Below are 20,164 nucleotides of genomic sequence, written 5' to 3' on the forward strand. Positions count from 1 at the left end.
ACTTATATAAAAAGGGAGATAATTAATGGCTCAAAATAATACCCATATTGTTATCATAGGTGGTGGTGGAACTGCAATTGCAACCATGTATGATCTTTGTCTTAGAGGTTTCAAAGTTACCCTTATAGAAAGAGGTGAACTTACAAGCGGAACCACAGGCCGTCATCACGGCCAATTACACTGTGGTGCACGATATGCAATGGGAGATGTGAACATAGCTAAAGAGTGCATGGCAGAAAGTGCAATCTTAAGAAAAATAGTGCCATCCGCGATAGAATATAATATGGGGATGTTTGTTGCATTAAATGATGAGGATATGCAATATAAAGATCAATTTATAGAAGCTTGTCTTAAAGCAAACATTCCTGCCAAAGAAATTCCAATCTCACTAGCTTTAGAATATGAAAAAGAATTAAATAAAAATATAAAAGCTTCTGTTTTAGTTCCAGATGGAACAATTGATCCTTGGCGACTGGTAATTAGTTTTGCAGCCGCAGCTTTAAAAACTAAAAATGCAACAATTAGACCTTATACAGAGGTCATTTCAATTAATAGAAATTCAAATAATATTAAATCCATCAGAATTAAAGACTATAATAAAAATAAAGAGGAAGAATTATCTGCTGATTTATTTATAAATGCTACTGGTCCTTGGGCTTCTAACATTGCTAAAATGGCAAATATCAATATAGATATAACACCATCACCCGGAACTTTATTAGCTGCTAAATCGCGAATAACTAATATGGTAGTAAGCCGCTTACACAAAGCCGGTGATGGAGATATAGTAGTGCCTCAAAGACAATTAACTATAATTGGCTCAACCCAATGGATTAGTGACAATCCAGATATAAATAGAGTCCCTAAAAGCGATATAGAATTTTTAAAAGAATCAGCTATAAAGCTTTTTCCTTCATTCAAATATTTAAAATATCATACAGCTTGGTCAGCTGCACGCCCTTTATTTGGAAATTATAAAACAGATGAGGATGTAAGAAATCTTAGTAGAGATTTTCGTGCGATAGACCATGGAAAAGAGGATAATATTAATAATATGATTAGTATCGTTGGAGGCAAAGCAACAACACTAAGGGCAATGGGGGAAGTCGTTGCTGATATGGTTTGTAAGAAAGTTGGTCTTGATATAAAATGTCAAACAGACAAATTTATCCTACCAGATCATAGAGCTTTTTATAAGGGAGGATATCATGGAAAACAATAAAAAAAATTTCATCATTTCAATTAAAAGAGCAAATGATAAGTATGTAGACTTCTCCCTTAATTTAGACGCTTCATTAACAGTAATTGATGCATTAGATGAGATTCGCTTTAAAATGGATCCAACTCTTGGTTATAGACATTCTTGCCACCATGGCTCTTGCGGTACTTGTGCTTGCATGATAAATGGAGAGGAAAAATTAGCTTGTATGACTTTTTTAAAAGATTTAGAAACTAATAAGATTACAATAGAACCATTAAGAAACTTTAAGGTAATATCAGACTTAATAGTTGATATATCGACTATGATTAATAAAATGGAAGGCTCATATCTAAGAGAAAGTGAATTATCACCTTCTTCTATTAAACCTAATGGAATTTTTCAATGGAACAGATTTGAAAATTGTATAGAATGTGGGTCTTGCTCAAGTGCTTGTCCTGTTAATACCGATTTTATTGGTCCAGCCCCTCTCGCCTCAATACACAGAGAAATTTTAAAACAAACAGATGAAAATAGTATTAAAGAATTAGAAGATATAGCATATGCAGAAAATGGAGTTAAAGCATGTGAAAAACATTTTGCTTGTAGCAAGGTTTGTCCAACTAAAGTATCTCCTGGCAAACACATAAATGATTTAAGAAAAAAAGAAAAAGATAGGATTGTAAAATAAATACAATCCTATAAATTAAATTACCAAGCGCCACCACCGCCACCGCCGGCTCCACCTCCAACAGAACCAGAGAATCCAGAAGAAGAGGATTTACTTGCATGAGCTTTTGTATATTGAGCAATAGGAACGTTCAAAGAAGAATTCATTCGATTTGTAACATTATTAATTCTTGCATATGAATACATGCCATAAGCTGGTGAAACATACCAAGAAGGTTGCGCTATCTTAATTTTAGCGAATTTCTTTTCCCAAGTTTTGGTCAAATTCAAAACTTGAGCATAGCATAAATTTTTAAAATAGAAGGTTGGATCATCCTCAATCATTTTTTCAATTTGATCAACTTCAACTAATTTAAGAAAAGAAGTATAACCTAATAAATCTTCAAGAGTCTTTTGTACAAATGCGCTTCTTTTTTCAGTCAAAGTAAATAAGATAACAAGCAGTAACATAGAGACAGTAGAGACAGCCGAAATTATTATATTAGTTGTAGCTTCAACAAGATTTAAAGAATTAATATTTAAATAATTTGCGACAAAGAAGACTAAAGTTAATATTGCTATACCTAAAACAATTCCAATTTTCTTAACTGGTTTATAAATAGACCATTTTGAATTAACAGAAGAGAGTAAAATTACAGATAGTACTAGATAGAAGAAAAAGCCAACTAATATTAATGGCATAAACTGAGAGGAAGCAATATAAGAAAATAAGAAAAATGAGAATGCTGAAATAAGGGCAAAAAGGAAAATATAAACTTTCATTTTACTTGATTTTTTATCGACCATAACTTTACTTGAGAATTTCCTTTCAGCTACTTTATTTAATTTATTTAAAGATTGACCAAAATACTCACTATCTAATTTTTCTAAATCAACCTCTTCACCGATTTCAGTATTTTTAAAAATAGCAATAAAAAGATTATAATCTATGTCATTTTTTTTATCTTCTTTAACTTTAGAAAAATCAACTTTTCTAATTAGTCTAACACTTTCATCTTCTAATTCTTTTATATCTATATATCCTTTGTCAGCCCAATAAATAAAAGAGGCAGAATAAGAGGTAGAAGTAAAGCCATTATTTATAAAATAAAATAAGGAAAGAGGTGTAAAACCATCGGGTGGAATAAATCTAGATCTCTCAATAACTTTATCATCTCTACCATATTTATTAAAAATCAAATATGCAAAAACTCCTAAAGCTATATTCAAAATAATTAAGATAATTGATACTATCTTAATTGCAATTTGATAGTTTCTAGCTCCAACAAAGTACCCATTTTGCATCTCACTTCTTAAAGTTACGCCTTCTTTTGAACTTAAATTAGATACATATCCAATAAGAGTTTTTTTATCCTCTGATAGGGTAAATAATGAATTATCAACATTTTCACTGTAAGCATTACCAACTGTGAGCCAAGTCATCTCTTCATTAATAGGCTTAGGAAACACTACCTCAAAGGATGCTTTTTGAATTGGACATTCCCACATAGTTCCAACCAAATTAAAATAAAACTCATCAAAATCATCATTAATATCTGCCCCAATATCATAAGTATATGAAATAGAATACGGCATCTCTCCAGTGATAGTTCGATCAGGATCTCCTACTACAATAGTATAAAGTTCATTAGATTTACTTGTTTCGTACGGAGCCCCTTCAACTTCTAAATCACTAATTTTAATTTTATGATAAGGGTAGTTTCTATAAGGAATAACACGATAAAAACCATGACGAGGTGTATCAAATTCAAAGATATAATCTTCTCTTACGTTTAAAACATTATCCACACCCACATCAACTTTTATTTTATAATCTAGTATTCTGTAATTTGCAAATAGAGAAAAAATGGAGCAAATTAAGATAAGGAGAAATATAAAACTTCTTTTTTTATAATTCATAAATTCTCCCTCTAAAATTTAATATCTACTCTTTCTCTCTCAACTTCTTCAACTTCTAAATACGTACGTTTTCCTTGATGCATCATGTTAGCAACAATTGAGGAAGGGAAGACTTCAACTAAATTATTAAATTCTCTAATAACAGCATTATAATATTTTCTAGCTTGAAGTATTTTTTCTTCAATATCTGATAGTTGCGTTTGTAATTTAATAAAACCTTCGTTTGCTTTTAAATCTGGATAAGATTCTGCTAAAGCAAAAACACTTTTTAAAGCCCCTGCTAAAGATTTATTAGCACTATCTTTTTCTTCTATAGTATTTGCATTTAAAGCAGTATTTCTAGCAGCTATTACTTGAGTTAAAGTTTCCTTTTCATGTTTAGCATACCCTTTTACAATTTCAACAAGATTAGGTATTAAATCATATCTCTGTTTTAAATGAGCATCCAATTGTGCAAAAGAAGCTTCAATCCTATTTTTCATTTTAATTATTTTGTTATAAATCGAAATATAAATTATAACTAATAAAACAACCACTGCAATAATTATCCAGAGAGACATATAAAACTCCTTTTTTTCTTAAAAAATAGATTAAAAAACTTTCCAAAAATTTAGATGAGGTTCCCTAGCTTCTTCTTCTAAAATTGGCCCAATAACTTTAATCACCCTAGTTCCACTATTTAAAACAGTCCGACATGATAACATCAAAGAATTTTTATTATTCGGATCACTGATTTCATATAAAGCTTGTTCACTTAATCCATAAATTACAGTACCTATATTTGACCAATAAATGGCACCAGAACACATTGGGCAAGGTTCTGCACTACTAATTAAAATACAATTTCTTAAAAACTCAGGATTATATTTTTTTGTAGCTAAAGATATCAAATTTTTTTCAGCATGAGATGTAACATCATGATCAGTTTCAACAGTATTTTCTGCTTTTAAAAGAATTTCGCCGTTTTGATTTACTAAAATAGCCCCAAAAGGATGATTATTATGTAATCTAGCTTGTTGTGCAACTTTAATAGTTTCTCTCATCAATTCATTAATATTAATTTCCATTTCTCCCCCCCCTTAAATATTGTAAGCAATTATTATTGTTACTCAACTTAGTATACTCTAATTTTTGTCATCACACCACAAAATAAAAAAGGGGGTAAATAAATTATAAAAACTAATAATTTTCCTAAACAAAAAAAACTATATTTTAAATACTTTTGATGTTGAATTTCTTATCGTTAAAGATGTTGGAATTAATACTTTTTTTGGAAAGAAAAAAGAACTTTCTAATCTCTCTTTCAACAAATTAATAGTACTTATTGCAATGTAATTCATATCTAACCTTACTGTTGTTAATGGAGGATTTAAATATTTTGAACCTGGGATATCATTAAATCCAACAATAGAAATATCTTCTGGAACTTTAATTCCTTCTTGAGTAAACCTAGCAAGTACGCCAGAAGCCATTGTATCATTTGCCACAAAAACTCCTGTTGGGCGATTATGCTTTTTTAATAGAACATTTGCTAATTCAAAACCTTCTTCAAAAGACAATTTATTACCTTCAAAAATATACGTCTCTAAATTATTATTCTTAATAAAATCTTGATATGCGATTTTTCTTCTATCATCAATTGAAAAGGATAATTTCAAACCAGTATCTGAAATAACTTTACCTCCAATAAAACCAATTTTTCTATGACCTAATTCATATAAATAATTTAAAGCTTGATTTGTTCCAAGCTCTGTATTGATCATAACTGAACTATATAAATCAGCTCTTGGGGAGGAATCGATAAAAACAATATTATCACAAATATCAGATAATTGGTTTACAGATTCTTTATCAAATCTCCCAATAGCAATTATGCCATCAGGTACAGTATTTACAGAAGAAATATATCTACCTTCAACTTTCAACATTTTATAAGAATTAATATTTTCCTTTGATAATGCTTTTTCTACAGTCGTCATCAAATATAAATAATAAGGATCACCAATTAAAGCTTTGTTAACATACCAATCAACAATAGCAATATTTAGCCTTGAATTTTTTTTAGCCTTTTTCCTAGTTTTTAATGGAATATATTCAAATTCATCTGCAATGGCCAAAACTCTAAGTTTAGTTTCGTCTGATACTGATAAGGTTATATCATTATTTAAAATTCTTGATACTGTTGCTTGTGAAACCTTTGCTGCCTTAGCAATCTCTTTAATTGTTGCCATTTTTTTTCCTATACTTTTTTTTCTCAAAAGATAGTTTATCACATTTGGTAAACAATGTCTAAGAAAATTTTTTTTTAACTATTTTTTTACTTCAACACTGAAATACGTCTTTCCAAAAACTCTATTTAAATAAACAAAACGAGCTTTTATTATACAAAAACAGTAATTTATATATAATATTTAAAGAAATAACACTAGTAAATATTTACTAAATTTCTACTTGACTTTACTGCCTTTCATGATATTCTATTTACACATACCAATAAAAGGAGAAACCATGAAAAAAATATTATCAGTATTATTAATGGCTTTATTAGTAGGAACTTCTTTATTTGCTGGAGGAGCCTCAGAAACAGCAAAAACTCAAGAAAAGACACCTATCACAATTTGGGCTTGGGACCCTAATTTCAACATTTCAATTATGAAAGATGCTGCAGAAATTTATCAAAAATCTCATCCAGATGTAGAATTCAATATAGTTGAGATGGCAAAAGCTGATGTAGAGCAAAAACTTCATACTAACTTAGCAGCAAGGACAACAGAAGGTCTACCTGATATTGTACTAATTGAAGACTACAATGGATTAAAATATCTAAATTCATATCCAGGTCAATTTGCAGATTTAACTGATGCTATAAATCAAAATGATTTCTTAAAATCTAAAGTTGATATAGCAAAAGTTGGCAACAAATACTATTCAATGCCTTTTGATTCCGGTGTTGCCGGCTTCTTTTACAGAACAGATATGCTAGCAAAGGCTGGATATACAGCAGAAGATTTAACAAATATAACATGGGATGAATTCTGTGATATAGCAAAAGACTATAAAGAAAAAACAGGAAATTATTTCTTTGCAAACAGTAAAGCTGATGGTGGTTTGTTTAGAATAATGCTTCAAAGCGATGGATCTTGGTACTTCGACAACGATGGCAACCCTTATATTAAAGACAACGAAAGCTTAGCAAAAGCTATGCAAATTTATAAAAGATTCATTGATGAAGATTTAGCCTTCCCAACAAACGGTTGGACAGAATGGGTTGGTGCTATAAATGATGAAAAAGTACCTACAATAACTTCAGGTGTTTGGATTATTGGATCGATAAAAGCTGCAAGTGACCAAAGCGGATTATGGGCTTTAGCTCCTTGTCCTAGATTATCTGAAGATGGAACTAATGCATCAAACTTAGGTGGATCATCTTGGTATGTTCTTGAAAATGGTAAAAACAAAGAACAAGCTATTGATTTCTTAAACTCAGTTTATGGTGCTGATGTCGATTTCTATCAAGATATTTTAGTTAAAAATGGAGCTATGGGTTCATATATCCCAGCATTTGCTGGCGAAAACTATTCAAAAGCAGATGAATTCTTCGGTGGTCAAAAAGTTTACGATATGTTAAGTAAATATGCTGAAGATATTCCAACAGTAAATATTGGTGAATACACATATGAAGCTGATGCAGCTGTAATGGGAAACATGGAAGCTTTCTATAATGGACAATCATTAGAAAAAACTCTTGAAGCTATCAGCACACAATTAGAAAACGACATTCTATAATTACTATTACTAGTAATAAATTACATAGGGGGAGAAATCCCCCTTTGTTATTATGAGGAAAATTCAATGGTAAACGAAAAGAAAATGAAAAGAACGGGTTGGTATTTCATTATACCTGTAACTCTCTTATTAGCTATTTTTCTATTATATCCTATCTTATATTCTCTTTATCTAACAACAACTAAAACAAAAGGAATCGTAACTAGTTTTATTGGTTTTGATAACTATATCAAACTATTTAACGATCCTATGTTTTTTTTGGCACTAAAAAACACTTTTAAAATCTTATTTTTACAAGTTCCCATTATGTTAATTTCAGCAATAATCTTTGCTGCATTATTAAACAATAAGAAAATTAAATTTAGAGGATTTTTTAGAACAGCTATATTCCTTCCTTCAGTAACCTCTCTAATAGCTTATGCAATTTTGTTTAAAATGCTTTTTAGTTACGAAGGTCTTGTAAACAACACTTTAATCGCTATGAATTTCATACAAAAACCTCTAGATTGGTTTTCAGATGAAAAACTTGCAACTTTTGTATTAATTTTAGCTATGGTTTGGAGATGGACTGGATATAATATGATATTTTACCTATCAGCTATGCAAAATATTAGCAGTGACTTATATGAAGCTGCTAAAGTAGATGGAGCATCTGAGATAAAATCTTTCTTTAAAATCACAGTACCTCTTTTAAGACCCATGATACTATTTACAACAGTTATGTCTACAATAGGTACACTACAATTGTTTGACGAACCTATGAACTTAGCACAAGGGGGAACTACTGCTTCAATGGTAGGACCTAATAACTGTTTCTTAACAATGAGTGTCTATATTTATAATTTATGCTTTAAATACACTCCTAAATTTGGTTATGCAGCTACTGTTTCTTATGCCATCTTAGTCCTAGTAGCAATTTTATCTTACATCCAATTTAGAATAAATCGTCAAAGTGAAAAGACAATTACTAAACACGTAATTAAAGCATAAAAAGAGGAGAATGTAATGAAAAAAAATAAAATAAGCATTGGCTTAGTAATTTCATATATAATATTAATTTTAGCATCATTTTTTTCTCTATTTCCATTTTTTTGGATTCTAGTTGGTGCAACAAATTCTTCAGTTGATATACTGAGGGGAAAATTAACAATAGGTTCCTCTCTATTTTCAAATCTTAAACTTCTATTTTCAGAAGCTAACATGGGAATGGCACTATATAACTCTATGAAAATAGCTGCATTAACAGTTGTACTAACTCTAGCAATAACATCAATGGCAGCTTATGGTTTTCAGATGTATAGAACAAAAGCAAAAGAAAACACTTATACCTTCTTTTTAATTACTATGATGGTTCCTTTTGCTTCTTTAATGATTCCCCTATTTCAAATTATATCTAAAATAAAATTACTAAACTCCCATTCTGCAATCATTTTAGTTTCTTCAGCATCTGTATTCATGATTTTCTTTTTTAGACAAAGCTTTGTAAATTATCCAACAGAAATATTACAAGCTGCAAAGGTAGATGGAGCTTCTGAATTAAGGACCTTTATAAGCATTTTCGTTCCATCTATGAAAAGCACATATGCAGCGGCTGCTATATATACCTTCATGACAAGTTGGAACAATTATTTATGGCCATTAATTGTATTACAAACAACTGAAAAAAGAACAACCACTTTACTTGTATCTTCTCTCAGTAGTTCATATACTCCAAATTATGGCGTCATAATGGTGGCAATAGCTCTATCAACAACTCCAGTAATAATAGTATTCTTTGGCTTCCAAAAACAATTTGTTGAAGGCATGCTTGGATCGGTAAAACAATAATTATAAAATAAGGAAAATCTATGTTCGACTTTAAATATCTAGAAGATTTAACAAAATTCAATGAGGGTACTATTCCCTCACATAGCAGTTTTTTCTCTTCTGAAAAAAAACTTTCTTTAAATGGAGTTTGGGATATAAAATGTTATAAAAATCCATCTATTGTACCTTCAAGTGTTTTAGGTGGAAAAAAACTTAATAACCCTGATAAAATACATATTCCCTCTTCCCTTCAAATGAAAGGTTTCGATACCCCTCAATACACAAATACTCAATATCCTTGGGATGCCAAAGAAAGTATTTTACCACCTCAGGTACCTAAAGAAGATAACATAGTTGCAGTTTATCAAAAAAACATAGACTTAACTGAAAAACAACTTAACGAAAACATCATTCAAATGGAATTTGAAGGAGTTGAAACCTCTTTAGCTTTATATATCAATGAGAAATATGTAGGCTATCGGGAAGATTCATTTACAACTTCAACATTTGAAATAAATAAATATTTGCATTCTGGTTCAAATTTAATAAGCTGTATAGTAACACATTACTGTAGTGGAAGTTGGCTAGAAGACCAAGACTTTTGGAGGTTAAGTGGTATTTTTAGACCTGTGAGTTTAAAATTTTTACCAAAAAATTATATTCATGATATCTTTGTAAACCCAAAAGTTTCACCTTCATTACAGCAAGGAAACCTAACTATAGATTTAAAACTAAACGAAAAAACTACAGGAGAGCTTACCTTTTACTTAAGTGAAGCAGAAGATAAAAGTGATAAAATTGATGAAAATGATTTTACTCTATCTGCTTTAACAAAAGGACATCTTTTAAAAAAAATAAAATTAACAAACCAAAAAGAAATAAAAATTGACCATGTAATGAATCAAATTTCTTTATATAGTCATGAAACCCCTAATCTATATACTCTAATTGTTGAATTAAATACGAACAAATCAACTTTTGTCTGTGGAGTAGAATTCGGATTTAGACGAATTGAAATTAAAGATAATGTTCTATATTTAAATAATAAAAGATTAGTATTTCACGGTGTTAATAGACATGAGTTTAGTGCAACTAAAGCTAAAGCTATAGACTTTTCAGATATCAAAAAAGATTTATTGATAATGTTAGATAATAATATAGATTCAGTTAGAACCTCACATTATCCTAACCAAAGCATTTTTTACAATCTTTGTAACAGATTAGGTTTATATGTTATTGATGAGACTAATATAGAATCACACGGAACAACAATTAATGCATATGGACAAAAAGACTATACAATAGCGATTCCATACAATAGAGAAGAGTGGAAAAAATGCACATTAGATAGAGCAAATAATATGGCTCAAAGAGACAAAAACCATCCTTGTATCGTAATGTTTTCTTGTGGAAATGAGAGTAGTGATGGATCAAATCTTCTTGAATTGAGCAAATTCTTAAAAACATTTGGAGATAGAATAATACACTACGAAAATGTAGAGTACGATTCACCATACCAAGCAATAAGTGATGTAGAGTCTCAAATGTATACTAAACCTTGTGAAGTTGAAGATTTTATAAAAAAACATCCTCAAAAACCATTTATGTTATGTGAATACTCTCATGCAATGGGAAATTCTTGTGGAAACTTAAAAGAATATACTGATTTGGAGAGAAAATATAAAAACTATCAAGGTGGTTTTATTTGGGATTTCTTAGATCAAAGTCTAATTTTTGATAAAAAAGACATGGTATATGCAGGACTTAAAGGAAAATTCCCAACAGATGCAGATTTCTGTTGTAATGGTTTAATAACTTCACAATATGATGAAAGTTATAAATTAAAAGAAGTAAAAAAATTATATAGCCCAATAATCTTAGAATCTGATAAAGAATATATTAGAATATACAATAATTACAAATTCACTAATTTATCTACCTTTAAATTTAAAGTAGAACTCATATTAGATGGTACAAAACAAACGAATTTTGAATTACATAACTACCTAGAGACTAAAGACTTAGCAAGAATAGAAAGAAACTATTTTTACATAAATACAGAACCAGAAAAAGAACTCTTGCTTAAAGTAAAAAAAGGCAATAATAAAGATTTTATTTTAAATATTTTTGTTTATGATAAAAAGAATAAATTAATAAATGATCATAGCTTTACTAATTTAAAACAACAAGACAATAACCCATATTTTGCAAAAGTAGAAAAACCTGACGCCTTAATATGGGGAAAAGATAATGTTGGCTTAAATGGAGAGGCCTTTAAATGTTTAGTCAAATATTCAATTGGCAAGATAAATGCAATTTTATTAGATCAACTAAATATTTTAGAAAAACCAATAAGTCTTGAGTTTTGGAGAGCCCCAACAACAAATGATAAAGCAAATGATAATGCTTTTAGATGGGCTAATAACAAAACAGCATCTTTATATCAAAAAATCGTAAAAGTAGACAAACAAGAAAACTCTGCTTCATTTGAACTTGCTTGTGCCTCCGAACGCTATAATATAACATATCTATTTGAAAAAAATAAAAAAGTGCAAATTAATATTAAAAGACTCACTAATAAAAAGGAAGATATGCCTTGTTTTGGTATAACATTCGGATTAAATAAAGCTTATGATAAAATCAAATACTTTGGGAATATTAAAGGTGAAGCATATTGTGATCGAAAAGAATCAGCTTTAATTGGAATTAAAGAGGAGTATATAAAAGATCAATATGTTAAATATGTTGATCCTCAAGAATGTGGTAACAAAACAGATTTAAGATATATTGAATTCTTAGATCAGAATAATAAAGGTTTAAGAATAACTTGTTCCACTATTTTTGAAGGTTCAGCACTTCCCTATTCTCCACATGAAATTGAAGAAGCTAAACACTTCGAAGATTTAAAAACCCATGATTATAATACTATAAGGATTTTACATGGACAAAGTGGTATAGCAGGTGATGATTCCTGGGGAGCTCCAATCCATAAACAATATCTATATAAGGGAATTGAAGATTCTTGGTCTTTGATTTTAGAGATAATATAGAGAATATTTTATAACTATTAGCTATTGTGCGAAAATGCACAATAGTTTTTTTTGTACAATTTAACAATCAATACTAAATAAGACTCTCAGTAAGTTGCTTTCTAAATGAAATAGGAGGATAATTAAATGCTTTGGAGGAATAAAAATGGAAGAGACTTATTTAGTAACAGGATCAGATGGTCATTTAGGGAGTTGGATAGTAAAACAATTAATTAAAAAAGGTAAAATAGTTAGAGGATTAAGGCTGTCATCTTCATCTTATAAAACACCTAAGATTGAAGAAGTTTATTATGGTGATGTTACAGACATAGATAGCATGAAATCTTTTTTCGATGTAAAAAAAGCAAAAGTTATCCATACAGCTGGAATCATAAATGTGACAACAAAAATGACAAAAGCCCTTTATGATGTTAATGTCCAAGGCTCTGTAAATGTTCTTAACTTATGCAAAAAACATAATTTCCCCCTTACATATATTAGTTCTGTCCATGCCTTCATAAATAATAAAGATATAATTGATGAAAATTCTGATATTGATCCTAATAAAGTTATTGGACCTTATGCAATTACAAAAGCTATGACAACTAAAATCATGATGAAAGAAAGAGAAAACCTAAATATAAATATCATATTCCCATCCGGAATACTTGGACCTGAGGATTTCGGTAATAACCATTTAAATTCAGTTATTAAAGATAGAATGAATGGAAAATTATTTGCTTACACGGACGGTGGCTATGATATGGTTGACGTTAGAGATGTATCATCCTTTATTTCTTCCTTAGTCACAAGCAAAATAGAAAATGAAAATTTTATCCTATCAAACACATTCATTAGTGTCAAAACTTTCCTTGAAAAAATCGGCGATATTATTAAAGACAATAAAAAATTAATTAAAATTCCTAAAAATATTGCAAATTTATTAGCACCATTATCAGAAATATATTATAAAATTTTGAAAAAACCTGCGCTATTTTGCTCATATTCTATATATACATTAAATAACTGCCCACACTTTTCTCATGATAAAGCAACTACTTCTTTTAATTATAATCCAAGATCTATTTATGACACTTTAGTAGATACTATCGAAGAATATAAACGCATAAATTATTGACATATCTTTTTACAATTTACATTTTTTTTATACAAATATTCAATTATTTAATTAAAAATCAACATCTTTAAAAGATTACTCTTGACATATGTTAAACAGCCCCTTAGACTTTTATTATATTATTAAAGTGCTTATTTAATAAAAGTATTAGGAGAAAAATATGAAAAAATTATTTACAATCGCAGCTATTCTAATAATAGCAAGCACAGCAATTTTTGCTGATGAAATTGATAATGGTGTAGTTATATTACCTACAACATCAAGTGCTGAAACTACTTATTTTACAGTTACAGCAGAAGCTGTAGCCTCTCAACAAGGCTTACTATTAAAATATGGAACTAGTGAACAAGATGCTATCTTAGTAGATGGAACTATAACAAAATCTATTGACGAAAATTGGAATGTTTTTGGAAATGAAGAAACAAATTATTTCTTTTTCTTTGGAACATGAAGAGGATCTTCACCAAAAGACCTACAAATTTCAGCTGTAGCAGGAGAATTTCTAAACGGCAATATTAATAGTGGAGTAACTCCTGAAATTATTGGATCATCCTCAACAAGTTCTTGGACTGTATCTATTCCTGTAGCAAACCCACTAACAGGCACTTCATTAAGTACATCTTTCAAACTACAATGGGATGGAACTAATTCTACTGAATTTGACTCAGCCCCAGCTGGTCTATATCAATCTACAGTTACTTTATCTGTAACAGATGTTTAAATTAGTTTAATTTAACACCTTATGCACCCCTTATTAATGAATAGGCCCCTATTCATTAATCAAAAAGGAGTGCATTTTTAATAATCACCAAGTTAAATATATAAAAATATTTATACTAACTTATATTAATCAATATTATCTAATGAGACTTAGTCACTGTTTTGATGCAGTTTTTTATATAACCTTAAGCATATGAAGATATTAACAAATGAAACATTTAACGATTTTATAAAAAATGAAAAACACCTTGTTTTAGTGGATTTTTGGGCCCCATGGTGTGGCCCTTGTACAATACAAAAAGAAATATTGGAAACTTTAGAGAAAGATAATAAAACAAATGCCGTAATTGCAAGTGTAAATGTTGATCTAGAGAGAGAACTTGTTGATCAATTTAAAATATACTCTATACCTGGAATTTATATTTTTAAACAAAATGAAATTGTATATAAATCTGAAGGAAGAATAAAAAACGAATCAGTTCTCCTTGATTTATTAAAAGAATATCAATAAAAATATAAAAATGACTATAAACGTATCAAAACCATCATATTGATGAATATTCTAGTCTAAAGGATAAGAATTTTAGGTAAACTTCAAAGTACTTAATTTAAGTATAGAACAAATTGTATTTTTACACAAAATCCACCAAATTGGTATATTTTTTACAAAAGTAAACATTTTCTTTCTCTTTTGTAAAAAACTTACTTTAATATCACTTTTTTCAATAAATTTTTATTTTTTTCTCTTTACATATAAAAAAAAATGCCTTTATACTACATCAGTATTATTAAGGAGATTTTTTTATATGAAAAAAAAGATTAGCGAAAACGTCTATAAATTAGACGGACCAGTCCCTGTTAAGGAAGCACTTCCACTAGGGCTACAACATGTACTGGCAATGTTTGCCGGAAACCTCACTCCAATTATTATTATTGCTGGAATGTGTGGTATAGCAGCAGGATCCCCACTACAAATTACCATTATTCAAAATGCAATGATTATTGCAGGAATTGTAACTTTAATACAAGTTCTTGGGTTAGGTCCAGTTGGTGGTAAACTACCTATTGTTATGGGTACTAGTTCTGGATTTATTGGAGTCTCTAGAAGTATAGTAGCTTCAATGGGCGGTGGTGTAGTAGCTTATGGTGCAATCTTAGGTGCTTCTCTAATTGGTGGCCTTTTCGAAGGTGTTTTAGGATTTTTCTTAAAACCTTTAAGAAGATTTTTTCCCCCAATTGTAACCGGTACTGTTGTACTTTCTATTGGACTATCACTAATCACAGTTGGCATTAATTACTTTGCTGGTGGATCTGGTGCAAAAGATTATGGTTCTCTTGAAAACTTACTTATTGCAACAATAGTTTTAGTTGTTATAGTATATTTCCAACATCGATTTACAGGATTTGTTAGTGCTACAGCTATTTTAATTGGTATTGTTGTAGGATATATTATTGCTGCTATTATGACACTCACCGTTGCTAACACTTTCATAGTAGATGGTCAAGAAGTTACAAAATCTTGGGTTCTTCAATGGCACAAGGTTAATGAAGCTGGTTGGTTCTCTATTCCAAAATTAATGCCTGTAAAACTAGTATTTGATATTCGAGCAATAATCCCAATGTTAATAATGTTTATTGTTACTGCTGTTGAAACTATCGGAGATGTATCTGGTATAACTCAAGGTGGTCTAAAACGTGAAGCTACAGATAAAGAACTTTCCGGTAGCGTCATGTGTGACGGTGTTGGCTCTTCTATTGCTTCAATCTTCGGTGTATTACCAAACACTTCATTCTCACAAAACGTTGGACTTGTTGGTATGACCGGTATTGTAAATAGATTCATTATCTTCTTAGGTGCAATCTTCCTTCTATGTTGTGGTTTCTTCCCTAAATTAGCAGCTATTGTCTCAATTATGCCAAATAGCGTATTGGGTGGTGCTGCTGTAATGATGTTTGCTTCAATTGCTATTAGTGGTATCCAACTAATTACAAAAGAACCAATTACACATAGAAATGGAACTATATTAATAGTTTCCCTAGGCTTAGGTTATGGGCTTGGAAGCACATCTGGAACATTAAACAACTTACCTCAAGTTATTCAATTAATTTTTGGTGGTTCTGGAATTGTCCCTGCAGCTGTATTCTCAATTTTCCTAAATATTGTTTTGCCAAAAGACAAAACAGGAAAAGAAGAAGAAGTTACAATTTAAATTTTTCTATTCTTTTAAAATTATAGGTTGAGTAAAATCTCAGCCTATTTTTTTTGGTGACAAAAATTAAAAGTTATTATAAAATATATTTGGTTAGTGATAAAAGAATTTATTTAATATACTATTTACTGTTTGAATATATCCCCAAAATGAGACCTAACAAACAGTAATCTTTAGTTACTCCTGATTCTAAAAGTCAGGAGTATTTTATTGTAAAAGACTTTGTTTTAATGTAGAGTATATGGTAGGAGTAAGTTATGATTAATGTTACATCTGAAACTGGGACTTTAAAAAAAGTTTTATTGCACAGACCTGGGTTAGAACTCGAGCAATTAACTCCTGAAGCCTTAGAATCTCTATTATTTGACGACATTCCTTTTTTGAAAGTAGCAAAACAAGAACACGATACTTTCTCTAAAATATTAAGAGAAAATGGTGTTGAAGTAGTTTATCTTTCAAAACTGATGGCTGAAACATTAGAAATTGATGAAAAAATTAAAACAAGGTTTATCAACGACTTTATTGATGAAAGTTTTAACACGATAGCCCATACCTATAAAAAAGAATTAACCTCTTACCTTTTGGATTTTGAAGATGTTCATGAATTAGTTTTAACTCTAATGGGTGGTATAAAAGCAAATCAAATAGAAAAAAAAGAAAGAAATCCTTTAGCATCCTTATTAGTAGATTCTAGAACAATTTTTGCCCTAGATCCAATTCCAAATCTTTATTTTACTAGAGATTCTTTTGCTACTATTGGAAACGGTGTTGCTATTAATCATATGTATTCAAGAACAAGAAGAAGAGAAACAATTTTTGGACGATATATTTTTAAATATCATAAAGATTTCTTGAATACTCCAATATACTATACAAGTAACCTCCCTCATAATATTGAAGGTGGAGATATATTAAATATAAGTGAAAAGCTACTTTTAATAGGATTATCTCAAAGAACATCACCTGAAGCAGTAGAAACTCTAGCTAAAAATCTATTTAATAATCCTACAAGTAAGATTGAAAAAATAATTGCTTTAGATATTCCAAGTATTAGAGCATACATGCATTTAGATACTGTTTTTACACAAGTTGATAAAAACAAGTTCGTAATTCATCCAAATATCCTAAAATCTCTTAGACTATTTATTATAGAGCCAGCAATAAATAAAAATTTAAAGGTGAGTGAATTTAAACAAGGTCTAAAGGAACTTCTTTCTAAAGAATTAGCTAGAGATGATATAAAATTAATAAGTTGTGGGGGAAATGATTACATTGCTTCCGCTAGAGAGCAATGGAACGATGGGTCTAACACTTTATGTATAAAAAATGGAACTGCAATTGTATATGATAGAAATACTGTAACAAATAAAATTCTTCATGATTATGGCATCAAAACTCTAGAAATACCAAGTAGTGAATTATCACGAGGTCGTGGTGGACCAAGATGTATGAGTATGCCACTATTTAGAGAAAATAATTAAGGATAAAAAAATGAAAGATTTATCTTATTGTCCCAATTGTGGGAAGAAAACATTAAAATATGTTAACAATAGAAAATGGGTTTGTAGTAGTTGTAATTTATCTCTATATAATAATGTAGCAGCTGCAGTAGGATTAATTATCATTATTAAAAATAAAAATAATAATAAAGTACTCCTTATAAAAAGAGGTAAAGATCCACAAAAAGGTAAATTAGCCGTTCCTGGAGGTTTTGTAGACCCAGGAGAAAGTGCAGAAGAAGCTGCTAAAAGAGAATGTAAAGAAGAAATTGGTTTAATACCTTCAAAATTAGAATATTTAACTAGTGCTACTAATAATTACAGTTATAAAGAAATAGATTATATAACTTGTGATATCTTCTTTTTAGCAACTATCGAAGAAAATAATAATATTAATATTATAAACAAATTGGTTGCTGAAGATGAAAATGAAATCACAGGCTTTGTCCTCAGCACTTTAAATAAAAAAGAAGATATCGATAGAATTGATCTCGCTTTCACTTCTGCTAAGGTAGCATTGAGTAAACTTTTTGAATAATATACTAAATTTTTAATCTAATAATAGAAGAAGAGCTGTAAATCCTACTTTTTTCTAGGACACTAAAAAGTTGTCTCACGTTTCCAGGCCACTCTTCTTCTTCTAATTTTTTGATAAAACCTTTTTCTAAAGGTCTTTTTTCATTTTTCTTTTGATAATAATTTAAAACTAATTCTTCAATATCTTCTTTATGCTCATTTAAAGAAGGTAATCTAACTTGAATTAAAGAAATTCTAAAATAAAAATCATCTCTGAAAATCTTTTGCTCAACTAGTTTATTCAAATCCTTATTTGAAGCAGAAATCAATCTAAACTGACTTTTATATATTTGTGTATCCCCTATTTTTCTATACTCACCTAATTCTATGGTACGCAACAACTTTGATTGAGATTCAATTGATATATTTTCTATTTCATCTAAAAACAGAGTTGTTTCATTTGCTTTCTCTATTAATCCAACTGTATCTTCTTCCGCTCCTGTAAAAGAACCTTTTCTATGCCCAAATAATATAGAATCAGCAATATCCGAATTAAGTAAAGAACAGTTAATATTAACTGATTCTTTATAATAATACTTACTATTTCCATGTAGCATCTTTGCAGCAAGTTCTTTCCCAGTACCACTTTTCCCATATAACAAAATAGGACAATCTTCTTTTGCGAGCAGTTTAAGTTCTTTACGTAAATTGCTCATCATTAAACTATTTCCAATTAGAAATTCTTCATTATTTACTATTGAGAAATTATTACATCCCTTTTGAGTATTATTAAATATTGATTCAATAGTCTTTCTCTCAATTGGTTTTGAATAAAAAATGAATCTACCACTTTCACAATAATTAGAAGTTTTACCTTTCATTAATATTATAATGGTTGAATTTGGTAAACTGAAAACTACTAAGTTTAGTAATTCAAAAGATAAGATTAATTCATCAAGAAAAATAAAATCTATACTTCTATTTTCAGAAAGATAATTTATAAACTTATCTTTTGAAGAAATCATAATACACTTTCCTTGAATACACTTATTTATCATTGTCCTAATATGTCCATCTCTAGATAACAATACTATATTCAAAATAAAACCCCTTAGATAAATAATTTATCAAGAGGTATCATTTATTGTAAATATTATTGCATTACTTAATAACTTTAATTAAAAAGTTTAACAACTTCATCAGTACAATCTAAAGTATCTAGAAGAACATCCATGAAGAAAAGTCTTAAACTCATTATATCAGTTTCACCAGTATAAACTCCCATATCTTCTTTTTCTTCATGAGAATATAAGACACAGTGAATAGGGCCATAATTAGATTTAGTTTTATAATCTTCTTGAATCTGTCGCAAACTACAACCAAACGAATCAGCTAGTGCTCTTAAATCATCTTTTTCTAAGTTAATCGCTAAAACAGGCTTACCATTCAACTTTGCGATCATAGCATATTCTATATAAACTAAATTTTCATTTCCTAAAGTTAATGGAGCTTTGAACATTCTTAATTCATATTTCCCTACTTTATAACATTCCTCTTTTATTAAACCATATTCTTCACTTGGTAGAGAATGCCAAGTCAAAGCATCCAATGGTACCAAATTATTTCTATCAATATACATAATTATTCTCCTCAATTTAAAATCTACAAAAAGA

Annotated in this window: 19 protein-coding genes; 12 read left to right on the top strand and 7 right to left on the bottom strand. The window is 29.4% G+C overall.

What is annotated here, in order from left to right; translation table 11 throughout:
- The first annotated feature begins 25 nt into the window (after window positions 1-25).
- Both ACZ5SO_RS11775 and ACZ5SO_RS11780 read left to right on the top strand, forming a co-directional pair.
- Window positions 26-1,222, top strand: a complete 1,197-nt coding sequence (locus ACZ5SO_RS11775) for an FAD-dependent oxidoreductase (RefSeq protein ID WP_464624842.1) — start codon at window positions 26-28, stop codon at window positions 1,220-1,222.
- Window positions 1,209-1,889, top strand: a complete 681-nt coding sequence (locus tag ACZ5SO_RS11780; RefSeq protein WP_464624843.1) for a succinate dehydrogenase/fumarate reductase iron-sulfur subunit — start codon at window positions 1,209-1,211, stop codon at window positions 1,887-1,889. Before ACZ5SO_RS11775 ends, ACZ5SO_RS11780 begins: the two co-directional genes overlap by 14 nt.
- A gap of 20 nt (window positions 1,890-1,909) precedes the next feature.
- Here the strand turns inward: ACZ5SO_RS11780 and ACZ5SO_RS11785 are convergent, their stop codons facing one another.
- The 4 genes from ACZ5SO_RS11785 to ACZ5SO_RS11800 form a co-directional block, all read right to left on the bottom strand.
- Entirely contained in the window at window positions 1,910-3,787 is a 1,878-nt protein-coding gene (locus ACZ5SO_RS11785; protein ID WP_464624845.1) for a DUF2207 domain-containing protein, read from the bottom strand.
- An 11-nt stretch (window positions 3,788-3,798) separates the two neighbouring features.
- Entirely contained in the window at window positions 3,799-4,347 is a 549-nt protein-coding gene (locus ACZ5SO_RS11790) for a LemA family protein (RefSeq protein WP_464624846.1), read from the bottom strand.
- Window positions 4,348-4,377: 30 nt separating this feature from the next.
- Entirely contained in the window at window positions 4,378-4,854 is a 477-nt protein-coding gene (locus ACZ5SO_RS11795; RefSeq protein ID WP_464624847.1) for a nucleoside deaminase, read from the bottom strand.
- Between the two features lie 138 nt (window positions 4,855-4,992).
- On the bottom strand, window positions 4,993-6,018 hold the full coding sequence (locus ACZ5SO_RS11800; protein WP_464624849.1) for a LacI family DNA-binding transcriptional regulator: 1,026 nt from the start codon (window positions 6,016-6,018) through the stop codon (window positions 4,993-4,995).
- A gap of 277 nt (window positions 6,019-6,295) precedes the next feature.
- Here ACZ5SO_RS11800 and ACZ5SO_RS11805 point away from each other — a divergent pair, with 277 nt between their 5' ends.
- From ACZ5SO_RS11805 to ACZ5SO_RS11830, 6 genes are all read left to right on the top strand, one after another.
- A complete protein-coding gene (locus ACZ5SO_RS11805; protein ID WP_464624850.1) occupies window positions 6,296-7,573 on the top strand; it encodes an ABC transporter substrate-binding protein in 1,278 nt (425 codons plus the stop codon).
- A gap of 66 nt (window positions 7,574-7,639) precedes the next feature.
- Window positions 7,640-8,563: a carbohydrate ABC transporter permease gene (locus ACZ5SO_RS11810; protein WP_464624851.1), complete on the top strand. Its 924-nt coding sequence runs from the start codon at window positions 7,640-7,642 to the stop codon at window positions 8,561-8,563.
- Between the two features lie 15 nt (window positions 8,564-8,578).
- The gene (locus tag ACZ5SO_RS11815) at window positions 8,579-9,400 is read left to right on the top strand and encodes a carbohydrate ABC transporter permease (RefSeq protein WP_464624852.1); all 822 of its coding nucleotides are present in this window, start codon (window positions 8,579-8,581) and stop codon (window positions 9,398-9,400) included.
- Window positions 9,401-9,420: 20 nt separating this feature from the next.
- A complete protein-coding gene (locus ACZ5SO_RS11820; protein WP_464624854.1) occupies window positions 9,421-12,429 on the top strand; it encodes a glycoside hydrolase family 2 TIM barrel-domain containing protein in 3,009 nt (1,002 codons plus the stop codon).
- A gap of 145 nt (window positions 12,430-12,574) precedes the next feature.
- A complete protein-coding gene (locus tag ACZ5SO_RS11825; RefSeq protein ID WP_464624855.1) occupies window positions 12,575-13,546 on the top strand; it encodes an NAD-dependent epimerase/dehydratase family protein in 972 nt (323 codons plus the stop codon).
- A gap of 160 nt (window positions 13,547-13,706) precedes the next feature.
- Window positions 13,707-13,997 (top strand): hypothetical protein, encoded by a 291-nt coding sequence (locus ACZ5SO_RS11830; protein WP_464624856.1) that lies wholly within the window; start codon window positions 13,707-13,709, stop codon window positions 13,995-13,997.
- On the opposite strand, the gene ACZ5SO_RS11835 is transcribed toward ACZ5SO_RS11830, so the two are convergent.
- On the bottom strand, window positions 13,973-14,173 hold the full coding sequence (locus ACZ5SO_RS11835) for a hypothetical protein (protein ID WP_464624857.1): 201 nt from the start codon (window positions 14,171-14,173) through the stop codon (window positions 13,973-13,975). The genes ACZ5SO_RS11830 and ACZ5SO_RS11835 overlap by 25 nt on opposite strands.
- A 286-nt stretch (window positions 14,174-14,459) precedes the next feature.
- Here ACZ5SO_RS11835 and ACZ5SO_RS11840 point away from each other — a divergent pair, with 286 nt between their 5' ends.
- The 4 genes from ACZ5SO_RS11840 (at window position 14,460) to ACZ5SO_RS11855 (ending at window position 18,513) form a co-directional block, all read left to right on the top strand.
- Window positions 14,460-14,777 carry a thioredoxin family protein gene (locus ACZ5SO_RS11840; protein ID WP_464624859.1) on the top strand — a complete coding sequence of 106 codons (318 nt, stop codon included), beginning with the start codon at window positions 14,460-14,462 and terminating at the stop codon, window positions 14,775-14,777.
- Window positions 14,778-15,072: 295 nt separating this feature from the next.
- Window positions 15,073-16,476, top strand: a complete 1,404-nt coding sequence (locus ACZ5SO_RS11845) for a uracil-xanthine permease family protein (RefSeq protein ID WP_464624860.1) — start codon at window positions 15,073-15,075, stop codon at window positions 16,474-16,476.
- A gap of 257 nt (window positions 16,477-16,733) precedes the next feature.
- Complete coding sequence (arcA, locus tag ACZ5SO_RS11850; RefSeq protein WP_464624862.1) at window positions 16,734-17,957, top strand: arginine deiminase; 1,224 nt, start codon at window positions 16,734-16,736, stop codon at window positions 17,955-17,957.
- 10 nt (window positions 17,958-17,967) lie between these two features.
- Window positions 17,968-18,513, top strand: a complete 546-nt coding sequence (locus ACZ5SO_RS11855; protein ID WP_464624863.1) for an NUDIX hydrolase — start codon at window positions 17,968-17,970, stop codon at window positions 18,511-18,513.
- Window positions 18,514-18,517: 4 nt separating this feature from the next.
- On the opposite strand, the gene ACZ5SO_RS11860 is transcribed toward ACZ5SO_RS11855, so the two are convergent.
- Together ACZ5SO_RS11860 and ACZ5SO_RS11865 are read right to left on the bottom strand one after the other, a co-directional pair.
- Window positions 18,518-19,591: a sigma-54-dependent transcriptional regulator gene (locus tag ACZ5SO_RS11860; RefSeq protein ID WP_464624864.1), complete on the bottom strand. Its 1,074-nt coding sequence runs from the start codon at window positions 19,589-19,591 to the stop codon at window positions 18,518-18,520.
- Between the two features lie 74 nt (window positions 19,592-19,665).
- Window positions 19,666-20,130, bottom strand: a complete 465-nt coding sequence (locus tag ACZ5SO_RS11865) for a hypothetical protein (protein ID WP_464624865.1) — start codon at window positions 20,128-20,130, stop codon at window positions 19,666-19,668.
- Between the last annotated feature and the right edge of the window lie 34 nt (window positions 20,131-20,164).

The organism is Pleomorphochaeta naphthae (genome assembly GCF_055396005.1).